The organism is Mycobacterium colombiense, assembly GCF_003284975.1.
GTDB lineage: Bacteria > Actinomycetota > Actinomycetes > Mycobacteriales > Mycobacteriaceae > Mycobacterium > Mycobacterium europaeum_A.
Window position 1 is genome coordinate 26,335 of sequence record NZ_QMEU01000036.1, and the last position, 12,940, is coordinate 39,274.

The following is a 12,940-nucleotide window of genomic DNA, read 5'->3' on the forward strand; positions in this document are numbered from 1 at the left end:
AGCTTAGGTATGTTCTTGCGCCACTGTAGTCGCGGGTCGGCGCGGACCTTGGTTCAGGGAAGGGCTCAGGGGACGTTGACGACGCCGTGCCGCTCGGCGAACGGCGTCATCAACCGGGCCAGGTCCGCGGCCACGTCGTGGTCCGCCTCGGGCGGCATCGACACGTAGCTCAGCGCCAGCCGCACGATTGCCCGCGCCAGCACGCCCGCATCCTCGTCGCTGGTGGCAACCCAGCTCTGCGTCAGCGCCGTGGTCAGCCGCTCGGAGGCGCGGTTGATGATTGGCGCGCTGTCGGTGGTGATGAGCTGCAGCAGGTCGGGTTTGGCCACGCCGGTGAGCAGCGAGATCACCAGCGGGTCGGCCGACAGCTCGGTGAACAGGTCGCGGAACCCGCGCAGAAACGCCTCATAGATGTTGCCGACGTTGGCTTCCAGCGCGGCGTTGACGGCGTCGACCAGCCGGTCGGCCAGGCGCAGGCCGTACCCCTGCGCCAGGCCCTGCCGCGAGCCGAACTCGTTGTAGATCGTCTGCCGGCTGATGCCCGCGGCGCGAGCCACGTCCGACAGGGTGATGGCCGACCAGTCGCGGGTCAGCAGCAGATCCCGCATCGCGTCCAGGACCGAGTCGCGCAGCAGGGCGCGCGACGCCTCGGCGTACGGCATCCGCTTCACAGGCGCGACAATAGCGGCTTTGACCGCCGCGTTGGCGGCGATCACTTGCGCCGCTCCTCCTCATCTCCGAGCTCTGCATCGTCGCCGGCGATCACTTGCGCCGCTCCTCCTCATCGCTGAGCTCTGCATCGTCGCCGGCGATCACGAACGGGCGATCTCCACCATCTCGAAGTCCGTCTTCGCCGCACCGCAATCCGGACAGCTCCAGTCCTCGGGGATGTCGTCCCAGCGGGTCCCCGGGGCGATGCCGTCCTCCGGCCAGCCCTTGGCCTCGTCGTACTCGAATCCGCACTGCACGCAGACAAACAGCTTGTAGTCCTCGTTCATCGGTTCACTCCTGCTAGTTCGAAATCGACCTTCTCGCGCACCGCACAATCGGGGCAGCACCAGTCCTCGGGGAGGTCGGCGAAGGCCGTGCCCGGTCGAAAGCCCTCCCGCGGTTCGCCTTTCGCTTCGTCGTAGACGTAGTCGCAACCCGGGCAGCGGTAGGCGGTCATGCGGCGTACTTCGCCAGCAGCTTCTCGCGCAGTCGCGGCGCGATGTTGACGCGCGTGATGTCGCCGTCGTAGTGCGCCAGCACCCGGTGATCCATCACCTTGCGCCACAGCGGCGGGAAGTACGTGAGCGAGATCATCGACGCGTACCCGCTCGGCAGGTTGGGCGCACCCGCCATGCTGCGCAGCGTCTGGTAGCGCCGGGTCGGGTTGGCGTGGTGGTCGCTGTGCCGCTGCAGGTGATACAGGAACAGGTTGGTCACCACGTGGTCGGAGTTCCAGCTGTGCACCGGCGTGCACCGCTCGTAGCGGCCGCTCGAATTCTTCTGCCGCAGTAGGCCGTAGTGCTCCAGGTAGTTGACCGACTCGAGCAGGCTGAAACCGAAGACGGCCTGGATGACGACGAAGGGGATCAGGCCCGGGCCGAAGACCGCGATCAGCGCGCCCCACAGCACCACCGACATCAGCCACGCATTGAGCACGTCGTTGGACGCGTACGTCTTGGGGTGCCACGGGCTGGCGCCCTGCCGGCGAATCCGTTGCGCCTCCAACTTCAGCGACGAGCGCAGGCTGCCGAAGACGCTGCGCGGCAAGAACTCCCAGAAGGTCTCACCGAAGCGCGCCGACGCGGGGTCCTCCGGGGTGGCGACACGCACGTGGTGGCCGCGGTTGTGCTCGATGTAGAAGTGCCCGTAGCAGGTCTGCGCCAGGGTGATCTTGGACAGCCAGCGCTCCAGAGAGTCCTTCTTGTGGCCCATCTCGTGCGCGGTGTTGATGCCGACGCCGCCGAGCACGCCGACGGACAGGGCCAGGCCCAGCTTGCCCGCCCAGCTGAGCGCACCGTCAAAGCCGAGCCATCCCAGGTCCGAGGCGGTGAACAGGTAGGCGCCCATCACCACGCTGAGGTACTGGAACGGGATGTAGGAGTAGGTGCAGTAGCGGTAGTACTTGTCGTTCTCCAGCCGCTCCATGACCTCGTCGGGCGGGTTCTGCCCATCGGGACCGAAACGCAGGTCGAGGACGGGCAACACGATCCAGAGCAGGATCGGCCCGATCCACAGCGGCACCTGCGCGGCGGCGTGCCAGCCGAACCGGTTGAGGGCCCAGATGAGCGGCAACATCACAAACAGCGCCGTCGGCGCGATCAGCCCCATCAGCCACAGGCGACGCTTCTTGTCCCGCCAGGCCAGCGGGTCGGATTGCTGGCCCAGCCGCGCTTCCAATGTGGTCATCTGTCAAACCTCCTTGTGAGTCACGCCACGTTGAGGTTGGACAATACCGCCGTTTGCGTCTTCTGTCTAGACAAACAGCGCGGCTTTGTAAACCAACGGCTAGGGCACCGGGCTGTGCGGATCGGCCTCGAGCGAGTCGCTGGGCTCGGCCTCCCCTTCCTCCCGCCGACCCTGCACCGAGTTCCAGTAGCCGTAGCCGGCGTAGATCGCCGCGCCCACCACCAGCCACACCCCGAACCGGACCCAGGTCAGCGCCGTGAGGTTGAGCATCAGCCACAGGCAGGCCGCGATCGACGCGATCGGGAGCAACGGCACCCACGGCGCCTTGAAACCGCGTTCCAGGTCCGGCCGGGTGCGGCGCAGCACGATCACGCCGGCCGAGACCAGCACGAAGGCGAACAGGGTCCCGACGTTCACCATCTCCTCGAGCTTGGTGATCGGAAACACCGACGCGGTCACGGCCACCACCACCGCGACCAGCACGGTGATCCGCACCGGGGTACCCCGCGCACCCGTCTTGGCCAGCGACCGGGGCAACAGCCCGTCGCGCGCCATCGCGAACAGGACACGGCACTGGCCGAGCATCAGCACCATCACCACGGTCGTCAGGCCCGCCAGCGCACCGATGGAGATGATCTTGCTCGCCCAGTGGATGCCGTTCGCGGTGAAGGCGGTGGCCAGGTTCGCCTGCCCGCGGCCCCGGACCGTCTTGAGTTGGGTGTAGGACACCATGCCCGACAGCACCACCGCGACGGCGACGTAGAGCAGGGTCACGATGCCCAGCGACGCCAGGATTCCCCGCGGCACGTCGCGCTGCGGGTTCTTGGTCTCCTCGGCCATGGTGGCGACGATGTCAAACCCGATGAACGCGAAGAACACGATGGACGCCCCGGCAAGCACGCCGTACCAGCCGTAGTGGCTGCTGTGCGCGCCGGTCAGCAACGACAGGACGGACTGGTCGATGCCCTTGGCCTCGCGACCGGCCTCGGGCTTGGGGATGAACGGCGAATAGTTGGCGCGCTTGATGTAGAAGACGCCGACCACCACGACGAAAAGCACCACCGACACCTTGATCGCGGTGACCACCGCCGAGAACCGCGACGACAATTTGGTGCCCAACGCGATCAGCGTCGCCACGCCGGCGACGATCACCAGCGCCCCCCAGTCGACCTGGGCGCCGCCGAAGCTGGCCGTGCCGCCGGCGAATCCGAAGACCGTGCCCAGATAGCTGGACCAGCCCTTGGCCACCACGGCGGCGCCGATCGCCAGTTCCAGCACGAGGTTCCAGCCGATGATCCAGGCCAGGAACTCCCCGAAGGTGGCATAGGAGAAGGTGTAGGCGCTACCGGCCACCGGCAACATCGAGGCGAACTCGGCGTAACACAGCGCGGCCAGCGCGCAGGTGCTCGCCGCGATCACGAACGACACCCAGATGGCCGGGCCGGTGATGTCCCCGGTGGTGGACGCGGTGACCGTGAAGATGCCCGCGCCGATCACCACCGCGACGCCGAAGACGACCAGGTCTCGCCAGGTCAGGTCCTTGCGCAGCTTGGTGTCCGGCTCGTCGGTATCGGCGATTGATTGCTCGATCGACTTGGTCCGCCATCGATTGGCCATGCATCAGCCCTTTCCCAACGCTGGGAGCCATTGGTCCGTCACAGTACTGGGTACTCTCCGCCAATGCCGGACAGCACAGCAACGGCCAGGAATCACGCCGTCGTCATCGGCGCAAGCATCGCCGGCCTTTGCGCCGCGCGGGTGCTCGCCGAGACGTATTCGCGGGTGACGGTGTACGAACGCGACGAATTGCCCGCCGAACCGGCGAACCGCGCGACGGTGCCCCAGGACCGGCACCTGCACATGCTGATGGCGCGCGGGGCGATGGAATTCGAGGACCTGTTCCCCGGACTGCTCGACGACATGGTGGCCGCCGGCGTGCCCAAACTGGAAAACCGCCCCGACTGCATCCACCTGGGCGCCGCGGGCCACGTGCTCGGCACCGGTCACACGTTGCGCGACGAGTTCACCGCCTACGTGCCCAGCCGCCCGCACCTGGAGTGGCAGTTGCGCACGCGGGTGCGCGCCATCGACAACGTGACCGTGGCGCGGCGCTCGGTGGCCGAGCCGCGCTTCGACCCGGCGCAACAGCGGCTGACCGGTGTGCTGCTGGATCCCGCCGGCCCGGACGGCGGCGAGCGCGAGTTCGTGGCCGCGGACCTGGTCATCGACGCGGCGGGCCGGGGCACCCGGCTGCCGGTGTGGTTGGAGCAGTGGGGATTCCAGCGTCCCATCGAGCAAGAGATGGACATCGGCATCCATTACGCCACCCAGCAATTCCGCATCCCCGACGGCCTGATCGCGGAGAAGGTGGTGGTCGCCGGCGCCTCCCATGACGAGTCGCTGGGCATGGGCATGCTGTGCTACGAGGACGGCACCTGGGTGCTGACCACGTTCGGCGTGGCGAACGCCAAGCCGCCGAGGACCTTTCCCGAGATGCTGGAACTGGCGCAGCGGCTGCTTCCGGACCACTTCAACGCCGCGCTGACGCGCGCCGAACCGCTGGGCGATCCCGCATTCCACGCCTTTCCCGCCAGCAAGTGGCGCCGCTACGACAAGCTGGAGCGCCTGCCTGCGGGCATCCTCGCCATCGGCGACGCGGTGGCCAGCTTCAATCCCACCTTCGGGCAGGGCATGACGATGACGTCGCTGCAGGCCGGCCATCTGCGCCGGGCGCTGCGACTGCCCGACGACCAGGTGGCCGCGGCGCTGAACCGGGCCACCGCCAAGAGCACCTTCCCGGTGTGGACGATGAACGCGATCGGCGACGTCACGTTCCACCACGCCGGCACCAAGGGAACGATTCCCTGGTGGTGGCGGCCCTCCGGGGCGCTGTTCGACCAATTCCTGGGCGCCGCCGAGACCGATCCCGTGCTGGCGGAATGGTTTCTGCGGCGCTTCTCCCTGCTGGACAGCCTCTATATGGTTCCGCCGCCGCGGATCATCGGTCGCGCCATGGCGCACAATTTGCGGCTCTGGCTGGGTGAGCGGCGTCAGGCCGCCAAAGAGCGGCGGGCCCCCGTCACAGCCCCACCGTCGCCCTGAACAACTGCGTGGGTTGGTGCGCGACCAGCCGGATCGGGGCGTCGTCGGCCGCGACCCAAGCGGCCATCCCCCGCTTCAGCGTCAGCGAGCCGGATTTGCCGTGCACCGTGGTGCAGCCCTGGCTGCACAGCAGGATCTGCGGGCCGTCGTGGCTGCACGTCGCGTCCACCTCGTGGCCGACGTACTCGTCGTCGAGCAGTAACAGGGCGACGGCGAACTCGTCGGTCGGCGTCTCATAGATCAGGCCGAAGCCCTCGCGGCGGATGGGCGGGCGCAGCTGCTCCTCGGTGGTGGGCGCGAAGTCCAGCACGCGCAGCAGCTCGGGCACGTCGACGTGCTTCGGGGTCAGGCCGCCGCGTAACACATTGTCGGAGTTGGCCATCACCTCCACCGCAAAACCGCGCAGGTAGGTGTGCAGGTTGCCGGCGGAGACGAAGATGGCCTCGCCCGGGGCCAAGGTGATGCGGTTCAGCAACAGCGCCGCCAGCACCCCGGCGTCACCGGGATAGCGCTCGCCGAGCTCGAGCACGGTCTTGGCCTCGGCCGCGAATTCGGTTGCCCCCGAGCTGAGGTAGGCGATCGCGCCGTCCAGCACGGCGGTCACCAGCACGTCGATGTCGGGTTGCGGCGCGGTGATCCACGTGGTGAACAGCGCGCGCAGCCCGTCGGCGTCGGACTGGTCGTTGAGCAGATCGATGTAGGGGTCCAGGTCGGACACGGCCAGGGCCCGCAGCAGTTCGACCGTCCGCGAGGCCTGCCGGAAGCCGGCCAGCGCCTCGAACGGGTGCAGGGCCACCAGCAACTCGGGTTTGTGCGACGTGTCGCGGTAGTTGCGCACCGGCGAGGTCAGCGGAATGCCGACCCGCTCCTCGCGCAGGTAGCCCTCGGCCGCCTGCGCGGCACTGGGGTGGGCCTGCAGCGACAGCGGCTCGTCGGCGGCCAGCACCTTGACCAGGAACGGCAGCACGTCGCCGAAGCGGGCCCGCGACACTGGCCCGAGCTGTCCTTCCGGGTCGTCGACCAGCGCGTCGAGCAACGTGATTTCGCCGTTGCCGGTCTCCAGCCAGGCCGGATCGCCCGGGTGCGCCCCAAACCACAGTTCGGCCTCGGGGTGCGCCGCCGGCACCGGACGTTCGGTGAACTCGGCGATGGCGGTACGCGAACCCCAGGCGTACGTTCTCAAGGCCCCGCGAAGCAGTTCCACTGTTGTATCTATCCCCGCACCAGTCGCATATAAACCGCGGCCATTTCCAGCCGGACGGCCAATACTGCCAGTTGCTGCTCGGGGCTACCGGGGCCCCCCAGCGCCGGCGAAACGCCGTAGCCGGCCGAGCCGCCGGGCCCGTCGGGCACATCCTCGGCGGCGAGCAGGTAGACGTTGTCCAGGCCGGCGGTGCGGGCGGCGACGCCCGGCTGCTCGTCCGCCAGGACGACGGCCAGCACCCGCAACCGCTCGGGCGGCGGCCCGTCGATCTCCTCGTCGTGGAACAGGGCGGCGTCGGGATCCTCGAAGCCGTCCGATGCCGCGGCGCGCAGGGCGACCAGCGCGTCCGCCAGCCCGGTGGCCGGGGTCACCTGGTTGGCGACCCGCAACAGCACCGAGCTGCCGTGCCGGGCCAGCGCCAACGCCGCGGCGCCATCACCCGCCAGCGCGATCTGCCGTTCGGCGATCCGCGCGGCCAGCAGCTTGGCAGGGTTGGTGAACAGCTCCCGGGCGGCGCTGTTGCGCAGCGCCTCGGCGTCCAGCTCGTCGGCGAGCAAGCCCAGGTCGACGGTCGGTCGCGGGTCCAGGGCGTGCACCACCGCCAAGCCCGCGGCCAGGTACCGGCACAGCCCGAACTCGTCGGGGACCCAGAGCCGGGGCGCCAGCACCGCCGCACCCCCTGCGGTGGCGTCGCGCAGCGGGCCCTCGTACGGCGCCGCCACCACCACCCGGGCGCCGCGGCGCAGTCCGGTCGCGGCCGCGGCGGCGAGCGCCGGATCGCCGGGATCGCCGCCCGCGACGATCAGCACGTCGAGCGGGCCCACCCACGGCGGTGCCTCGCCGGCGAGCACGAAGGGCTGCGACGCCGCGCCGCCCAGCGTCGCGGCCAGCATCGTCCCGGCGCTCTCGGCCGTACCGCGGCCGGCCACCCAGATGACGCTGCGGGGCCGATCGTCGGCGCGCAGCGGGTCCAGCGCGCCCTCGTCGACCGCGGTGGCGATCGCGCGCGCCTGCGCACCCGCCGACGACGCCGCCCGCAGCAGGCCGTCGCGGTCGGCCGCCAGCAGACCCTCGGTGTCCTCGAGATCGACCGCCCGGGTGGCGTTCACGGCGCGGCCTTCGCGCCCGCCCCGTTGGCCGAGGACGCGCTGATCTCGTTGCTGATCTGGGCGACCACCGCGGCCACGTCCTCGGCCGTGCGCGCCTCGACGTTGAGCCGCAGCAACGGCTCGGTGTTGGAGCTGCGCAGGTTGAACCAGCTGCCGTCGCCGAGGTCGGCCGTCACCCCGTCCACGTGATCGAGGGAGTGGATCCGGGTGCCGAACGACTTGAGCACCGCTTCGGTGCAGCGCGCGGCGTCGGCCACCGTGAAGTTGATCTCGCCGGAGGATTCGTAGCGCTGGTAGTCCGCGGTCAGGTCCGACAGCGGGCGGTCCTGCTCGCCGAGGGCGGCGAGCACGTACAGCGCCGCCAGCATGCCGGAGTCCGCGCCCCAGAAGTCGCGGAAGTAGTAGTGCGCCGAGTGTTCACCGCCGAAGATCGCGCCCGTGTCGGCCATCAGCGCCTTGATATAGGAGTGCCCCACCCGGGACCGCAGCGGCGTGCCGCCGCGCTCGGCGACCAGTTCGGGCACCGCGCGCGAGGTGATCACGTTGTGAATGATCGTCGCGCCGATCTCGCGGCCCAGCTCGCGGGCGGCCACCAGGCTGGTCACCGTCGACGGCGACACCGGGTTGCCGCGCTCGTCGACCACGAAGCAGCGATCGGCGTCCCCGTCGAAGGCCAGCCCGATGTCGGCGCCGGTCTCGCGCACAAAGGCCTGCAAGTCGGTCAGGTTGGCCGGGTCGAGCGGGTTGGCCTCGTGATTGGGGAACGAGCCGTCCAGCTCGAAGTACAACGGCAGCAACGTGATCGAGCCGATCGGACCCAGGACCGCGGGCGTGGTCAGACCGGCCATGCCGTTGCCCGCGTCCACGGCCACCCGCAGCGGGCGCAGCCCGGCGGTGTCCACCAGCGACCGCAGAAACTGCCCGTAGTCGGCCAGCACGTCGCGATCGCCGACGGTGCCGGGGTCGCCGTCGTAGCCGTCGACGCCGGCGATCACGTCGTCGGCGATCAGCCGCAGTCCGGTGTCGGCGCCGACCGGCTTCGCCCCCGCCCGGCACAGCTTGATGCCGTTGTAGGCCGCCGGGTTGTGGCTCGCGGTGAACATGGCGCCGGGGCAATCCAGCAGCCCGGAGGCGAAGTAGAGCTGATCGGTGGATGCCAGGCCGATGCGCACCACGTCCAGCCCCTGGCTTGTCACGCCGTCGGCGAACGCGGCGGCCAGCGTGGGCGAGCTGTCCCGCATGTCGTGGCCGATGACGACCTGTCCGGCGCCCTCGGCGCGCATCAGTTTGGCGAAGGCTGCGCCGAGATCGGTGACCAGCGGCTGGTCGAGCTCTTCGCCGACCAGCCCACGCACGTCGTACGCCTTGACGACACGGTGGACTGTCGCGGCGGGCCGAGACATGCGGGACTCCTGACGACGTGAACTCTTGGCCGTCAGCCTATCGGGCCACGAACCTGAGGCTAACTAGTCGCTGGGATCGGGCAGCACGCGCAGATGCCCGCGGCGCCGTCCGGACCGATGCTCGGGAGGTGCAAGCACGCTGCTGCTGGGCGCGGTTGCCTGGGCGCCGCCGTGATGGATGTGCGCATCGGCGAAGCCGTTCACCGGTGTCACGGCGTACGGCGCGGCGCGATTGCCTCCCTCGCGCACCGCGTCGGCGAGGGCGACAAGGTCGTCCTCGTCGGGGTGGGCGGGCTCGGAGAGCAGCGGGCCGGCATGGCGCACCAGCTCCCACCCGCGGGGGGCGGTGATCCGGCCGGCGTGGTTGACGCACAAATCCCAGGAATGCGGTTCCCGCGCGGTCGCCAACGGACCGACGACTGCCGTCGAGTCCGAATAGACGAACGTCAGGGTCGCCACGGCGTAGTGCGGGCACCCGGGCCGGCAACAGCGACGGGGAACGTTCACGAGCGAAAGGCTATCGTGCGCAAACGCCCCCGAAGCGCCGGACACGCGCAACCGACCGGCCCTCGATGTGCAACCGTTACCATCGGCGCGTGGGCGATTCGCGCAGCTCCCCGCGAAGAGATCGGTTTTACGACGGATCGGCGCCGCGCCGAGCCGCGACCCATCGACTCTTCCGCCGCGGGCGCGATATGCGCGGCCCGTTGTTGCCCCCGACCGTGCCGGGCTGGCGCAGCCGCGCCGAGCGGTTCGACATGGCGGTGCTGGAGGCCTACGAACCCATCGAGCGGAGCTGGGCCGATCGGCTGGGCGAACTGGACGTGGCGGTCGACGAGATTCCGCGCATCTCGGCCAAGGATCCCGACAGTGTGCAGTGGCCACCCGAGGTGATCGCCGACGGGCCGATCCCGCTGGCGCGCTTGATCCCGGCCGGCGTCGACATCCGCGGTAACTCCACGCGGGCGCGAATTGTGTTGTTCCGCAAGCCGATTGAACGACGGGCGAAGGACACCGTCGAGCTCGGCGACTTGCTGCACGAAATCCTGGTGGCCCAGGTCGCCATCTATCTCGACGTTGAGCCGTCGGTCATCGATCCGACGATCGACGACGAATAACTTTTCCGCTGCGCGTCGCGCGTTGAGCGCTGGAGGCTTAACGCTCAGCGCGCGTTGCAATCAGCGTGCGTCAGATTATGCCGCGCTTGAGGCGGCGGCGCTCGCGTTCGGACAAACCGCCCCAGATGCCGAAGCGCTCGTCATGCTCGAGGGCGTACTCGAGGCACTCATGACGCACCTCGCACCCCAGGCAGATCTTCTTGGCCTCGCGGGTGGAACCACCCTTTTCGGGGAAGAAGGCCTCGGGGTCGGTCTGGGCGCACAGCGCCCGGTCCTGCCACTGATCGGCGGCCGGCTCGGACATGGGCTCGGGCTCGAAAGCGATTGGGGCATCAGGGACCACGGTCAAATGGGGCCGAGCGGGGCGGTCCAGTGCCGGGTCGATGTCAGTGTGCGGCGTGCTCGCCATGGCGCCTCGAAAAGTTTCGTAAGACATACGGTCGTCCGCCTCCTCAGCTTGATTGGAGAGAGAGTGATTGGTTTCCCACTGTTCTGATGTACAGACAATTCGAACAAGTGATCGAATCTCGGTCTGCGACACCGGAGTCGGCCGGCCAACCGGGAAATGACACTGTTGTGATTAGACACGGGTTGACCTGCCGGGTCAAGCACTTCGGCGCATTTCCATACCATCTCGTGATCGAATTTCGGCGTTTCTGTTGCCTTGGGCCTTCGGCGTGTCGATCACACAGCCCTCAACTTTCCCACAAGTTGCCCACAACCGCTGGGCAACCGCAACTTTGAGGCAGCCCCGACGGGCCCGCCACGGCACGCTCGCCGGGCAGTACTGTCGTGCTTTGTGAGGCTTAAGTGAAGGTCACCGTTCTGGTCGGTGGGGTTGGCGGCGCCCGCTTCCTGCTGGGGGTTCAACAGCTGTTCGGGCTCGGTCAGTTTCAAACGCAACGGCATCCGGACACGGAACCCGGCAGTCACGAGCTGACGGCGATCGTCAACATTGGCGATGACGCCTGGATCCACGGACTGCGAGTCTGCCCCGATTTGGACACCTGCATGTACACCTTAGGTGGAGGTGTAGATCCGGAGCGAGGGTGGGGTCACCGCGACGAAACCTGGCACGCCAAAGAGGAATTGGCGCGGTACGGGGTGCAGCCGGACTGGTTCGGACTCGGCGACCGGGACCTAGGCACCCACCTGGTGCGCACCCAGATGCTCAATGCCGGCTATCCCCTCTCGCAGATCACCACCGCGCTGTGCGACCGCTGGCAGCCCGGCGCGCGGCTGCTGCCCGCCAGTGACGACCGCTGCGAGACCCACGTGGTGATAACCGATCCCGACGACGGCAGCCGGCGGGCCATCCACTTCCAGGAGTGGTGGGTGCGCTACCGGGCCCAGGTGGCCACGCACAGCTTCGCGTTCGTCGGCGCCGAAAAGGCGACCGCCACAACTGATGCCACGGCGGCCATCGCGGACGCCGACGTCATCCTGCTGGCGCCGTCGAACCCGGTGGTGAGCGTCGGCGCCATCCTGGCGGTGCCCGGCATCCGCGGCGCGTTGCGCGCGGCGCGCGCCCCGATCGTGGGCTACTCGCCGATCATCGGTGGAAAGCCGTTGCGCGGCATGGCCGATGCCTGCCTGTCGGTGATCGGGGTCGAGTCCACCGCCGAGGCGGTCGGCCGCCACTACGGCGCCCGGCGCGACACCGGCATCCTGGACGGCTGGCTGGTGAGCGAGGACGACAGCGCCGACATCGCCGGCGTGGCGGTGCGCTCGGTGCCGCTGGTGATGACCGACCCCCAGGCGACGGCCGGGATGGTCCGCGCCGGACTGGACCTGGCGGGGGTGAGCCCGTGACGGGCGCCGGCGACGATGTCAAGCGAAGCGATGATGAGGAGCGGCGCCCGACGACTTCCGCGCCCGGCGAGCACGGCGCCGCCGCCGCGATCGAAATCCTGCCCGTGACCGGGCTGCCCGAATTCCGGCCCGGCGACGACCTGGGCGCGGCGCTGGCCGCCGCCGCGCCCTGGCTGCGCGACGGCGACGTCGTGGTGGTCACCAGCAAGGTGGTGTCCAAGTGTGAGGGTCGGCTGGTCCCGGCGCCGCGCGATCCCGAGGAGCGCGACCGACTGCGGCGCAAGCTGGTCGACGACGAGGCCGTCCGGGTGCTGGCCCGCAAGGGCCGGACCCTGATCACCGAGAACCGCATCGGCCTGGTGCAGGCCGCCGCGGGGGTGGACGGGTCCAACGTCGGGCGCGACGAACTGGCGCTGCTGCCGGTCGATCCCGACGGCAGCGCCGCGGCGCTGCGCTCGGCGCTGCGCGAGCGGCTGGGCATCGAGGTCGCCGTCGTCATCACCGACACGATGGGACGCGCCTGGCGCAACGGCCAGACCGACGCGGCGGTGGGCGCGGCGGGACTGGCTGTGCTGCACGGCTATTCGGGGGCCGTCGACCAGCACGGCAACGAGCTGCTGGTCACCGAGGTGGCGATCGCCGACGAGATCGCGGCAGCCGCCGATCTGGTCAAGGGCAAGCTGACCGCGATGCCGGTCGCGGTGGTTCGCGGGCTGTCCGTGACCGACGACGGGTCGACGGCGCGGCGGTTGTTGCGGCCGGGCACCGAGGACCTGTTCTGGCTCGGCACCGCCG

The 12,940-nt window shown here is 69.4% G+C and carries 14 protein-coding genes; 4 read left to right on the forward strand and 10 right to left on the reverse strand.

Annotation, left to right across the window (positions count from 1 at the left end):
- Window positions 1–65: 65 nt before the first annotated feature.
- The 5 genes from alkX to DQP58_RS13920 all read right to left on the reverse strand — a co-directional run bounded on the left by alkX (window position 66) and on the right by DQP58_RS13920 (window position 4,014).
- On the reverse strand, window positions 66–662 hold the full coding sequence (gene alkX / locus DQP58_RS13900; RefSeq protein WP_112708942.1) for a TetR family transcriptional regulator AlkX: 597 nt from the start codon (window positions 660–662) through the stop codon (window positions 66–68).
- Between the two features lie 150 nt (window positions 663–812).
- On the reverse strand, window positions 813–998 hold the full coding sequence (locus DQP58_RS13905; RefSeq protein WP_066868080.1) for a rubredoxin: 186 nt from the start codon (window positions 996–998) through the stop codon (window positions 813–815).
- Window positions 995–1,168, reverse strand: a complete 174-nt coding sequence (locus tag DQP58_RS13910) for a rubredoxin (protein ID WP_112708930.1) — start codon at window positions 1,166–1,168, stop codon at window positions 995–997. The genes DQP58_RS13905 and DQP58_RS13910 overlap by 4 nt, the downstream gene beginning before the upstream one ends.
- On the reverse strand, window positions 1,165–2,397 hold the full coding sequence (locus DQP58_RS13915; RefSeq protein WP_112708931.1) for an alkane 1-monooxygenase: 1,233 nt from the start codon (window positions 2,395–2,397) through the stop codon (window positions 1,165–1,167). The genes DQP58_RS13910 and DQP58_RS13915 overlap by 4 nt, the downstream gene beginning before the upstream one ends.
- A 99-nt stretch (window positions 2,398–2,496) precedes the next feature.
- Window positions 2,497–4,014: an amino acid permease gene (locus tag DQP58_RS13920; protein WP_112708932.1), complete on the reverse strand. Its 1,518-nt coding sequence runs from the start codon at window positions 4,012–4,014 to the stop codon at window positions 2,497–2,499.
- Window positions 4,015–4,077: 63 nt separating this feature from the next.
- On the opposite strand from DQP58_RS13920, the gene DQP58_RS13925 reads away from it, so the two are divergent.
- A complete protein-coding gene (locus tag DQP58_RS13925; protein ID WP_112708933.1) occupies window positions 4,078–5,499 on the forward strand; it encodes an FAD-dependent oxidoreductase in 1,422 nt (473 codons plus the stop codon).
- On the opposite strand, the gene manA is transcribed toward DQP58_RS13925, so the two are convergent.
- The 4 genes from manA to DQP58_RS13945 form a co-directional block, all read right to left on the reverse strand.
- Window positions 5,477–6,703 carry a mannose-6-phosphate isomerase, class I gene (gene manA / locus DQP58_RS13930; RefSeq protein ID WP_112708934.1) on the reverse strand — a complete coding sequence of 409 codons (1,227 nt, stop codon included), beginning with the start codon at window positions 6,701–6,703 and terminating at the stop codon, window positions 5,477–5,479. The genes DQP58_RS13925 and manA overlap by 23 nt on opposite strands.
- Window positions 6,704–6,711: 8 nt before the next feature.
- Window positions 6,712–7,812, reverse strand: a complete 1,101-nt coding sequence (locus tag DQP58_RS13935; protein WP_112708935.1) for a TobH protein — start codon at window positions 7,810–7,812, stop codon at window positions 6,712–6,714.
- On the reverse strand, window positions 7,809–9,215 hold the full coding sequence (locus tag DQP58_RS13940; protein WP_112708936.1) for a phosphomannomutase/phosphoglucomutase: 1,407 nt from the start codon (window positions 9,213–9,215) through the stop codon (window positions 7,809–7,811). The genes DQP58_RS13935 and DQP58_RS13940 overlap by 4 nt, the downstream gene beginning before the upstream one ends.
- Window positions 9,216–9,278: 63 nt before the next feature.
- Window positions 9,279–9,722 (reverse strand): DUF3499 domain-containing protein, encoded by a 444-nt coding sequence (locus DQP58_RS13945; RefSeq protein ID WP_205869426.1) that lies wholly within the window; start codon window positions 9,720–9,722, stop codon window positions 9,279–9,281.
- A 188-nt stretch (window positions 9,723–9,910) separates the two neighbouring features.
- Between DQP58_RS13945 and DQP58_RS13950 the strand changes: the two genes are divergently transcribed.
- Window positions 9,911–10,333, forward strand: a complete 423-nt coding sequence (locus tag DQP58_RS13950) for a metallopeptidase family protein (RefSeq protein ID WP_066868494.1) — start codon at window positions 9,911–9,913, stop codon at window positions 10,331–10,333.
- A 70-nt stretch (window positions 10,334–10,403) separates the two neighbouring features.
- On the opposite strand, the gene DQP58_RS13955 is transcribed toward DQP58_RS13950, so the two are convergent.
- Window positions 10,404–10,742 (reverse strand): WhiB family transcriptional regulator, encoded by a 339-nt coding sequence (locus tag DQP58_RS13955; RefSeq protein ID WP_112708938.1) that lies wholly within the window; start codon window positions 10,740–10,742, stop codon window positions 10,404–10,406.
- Window positions 10,743–11,143: 401 nt separating this feature from the next.
- On the opposite strand from DQP58_RS13955, the gene cofD reads away from it, so the two are divergent.
- The gene (gene cofD, locus DQP58_RS13965) at window positions 11,144–12,145 is read left to right on the forward strand and encodes a 2-phospho-L-lactate transferase (RefSeq protein WP_112708940.1); all 1,002 of its coding nucleotides are present in this window, start codon (window positions 11,144–11,146) and stop codon (window positions 12,143–12,145) included.
- 89 nt (window positions 12,146–12,234) lie between these two features.
- Window positions 12,235–12,940, forward strand: a 706-nt coding sequence (locus tag DQP58_RS13970) for a coenzyme F420-0:L-glutamate ligase (RefSeq protein WP_240629812.1), incomplete at its 3' end; no start/stop codon positions are given.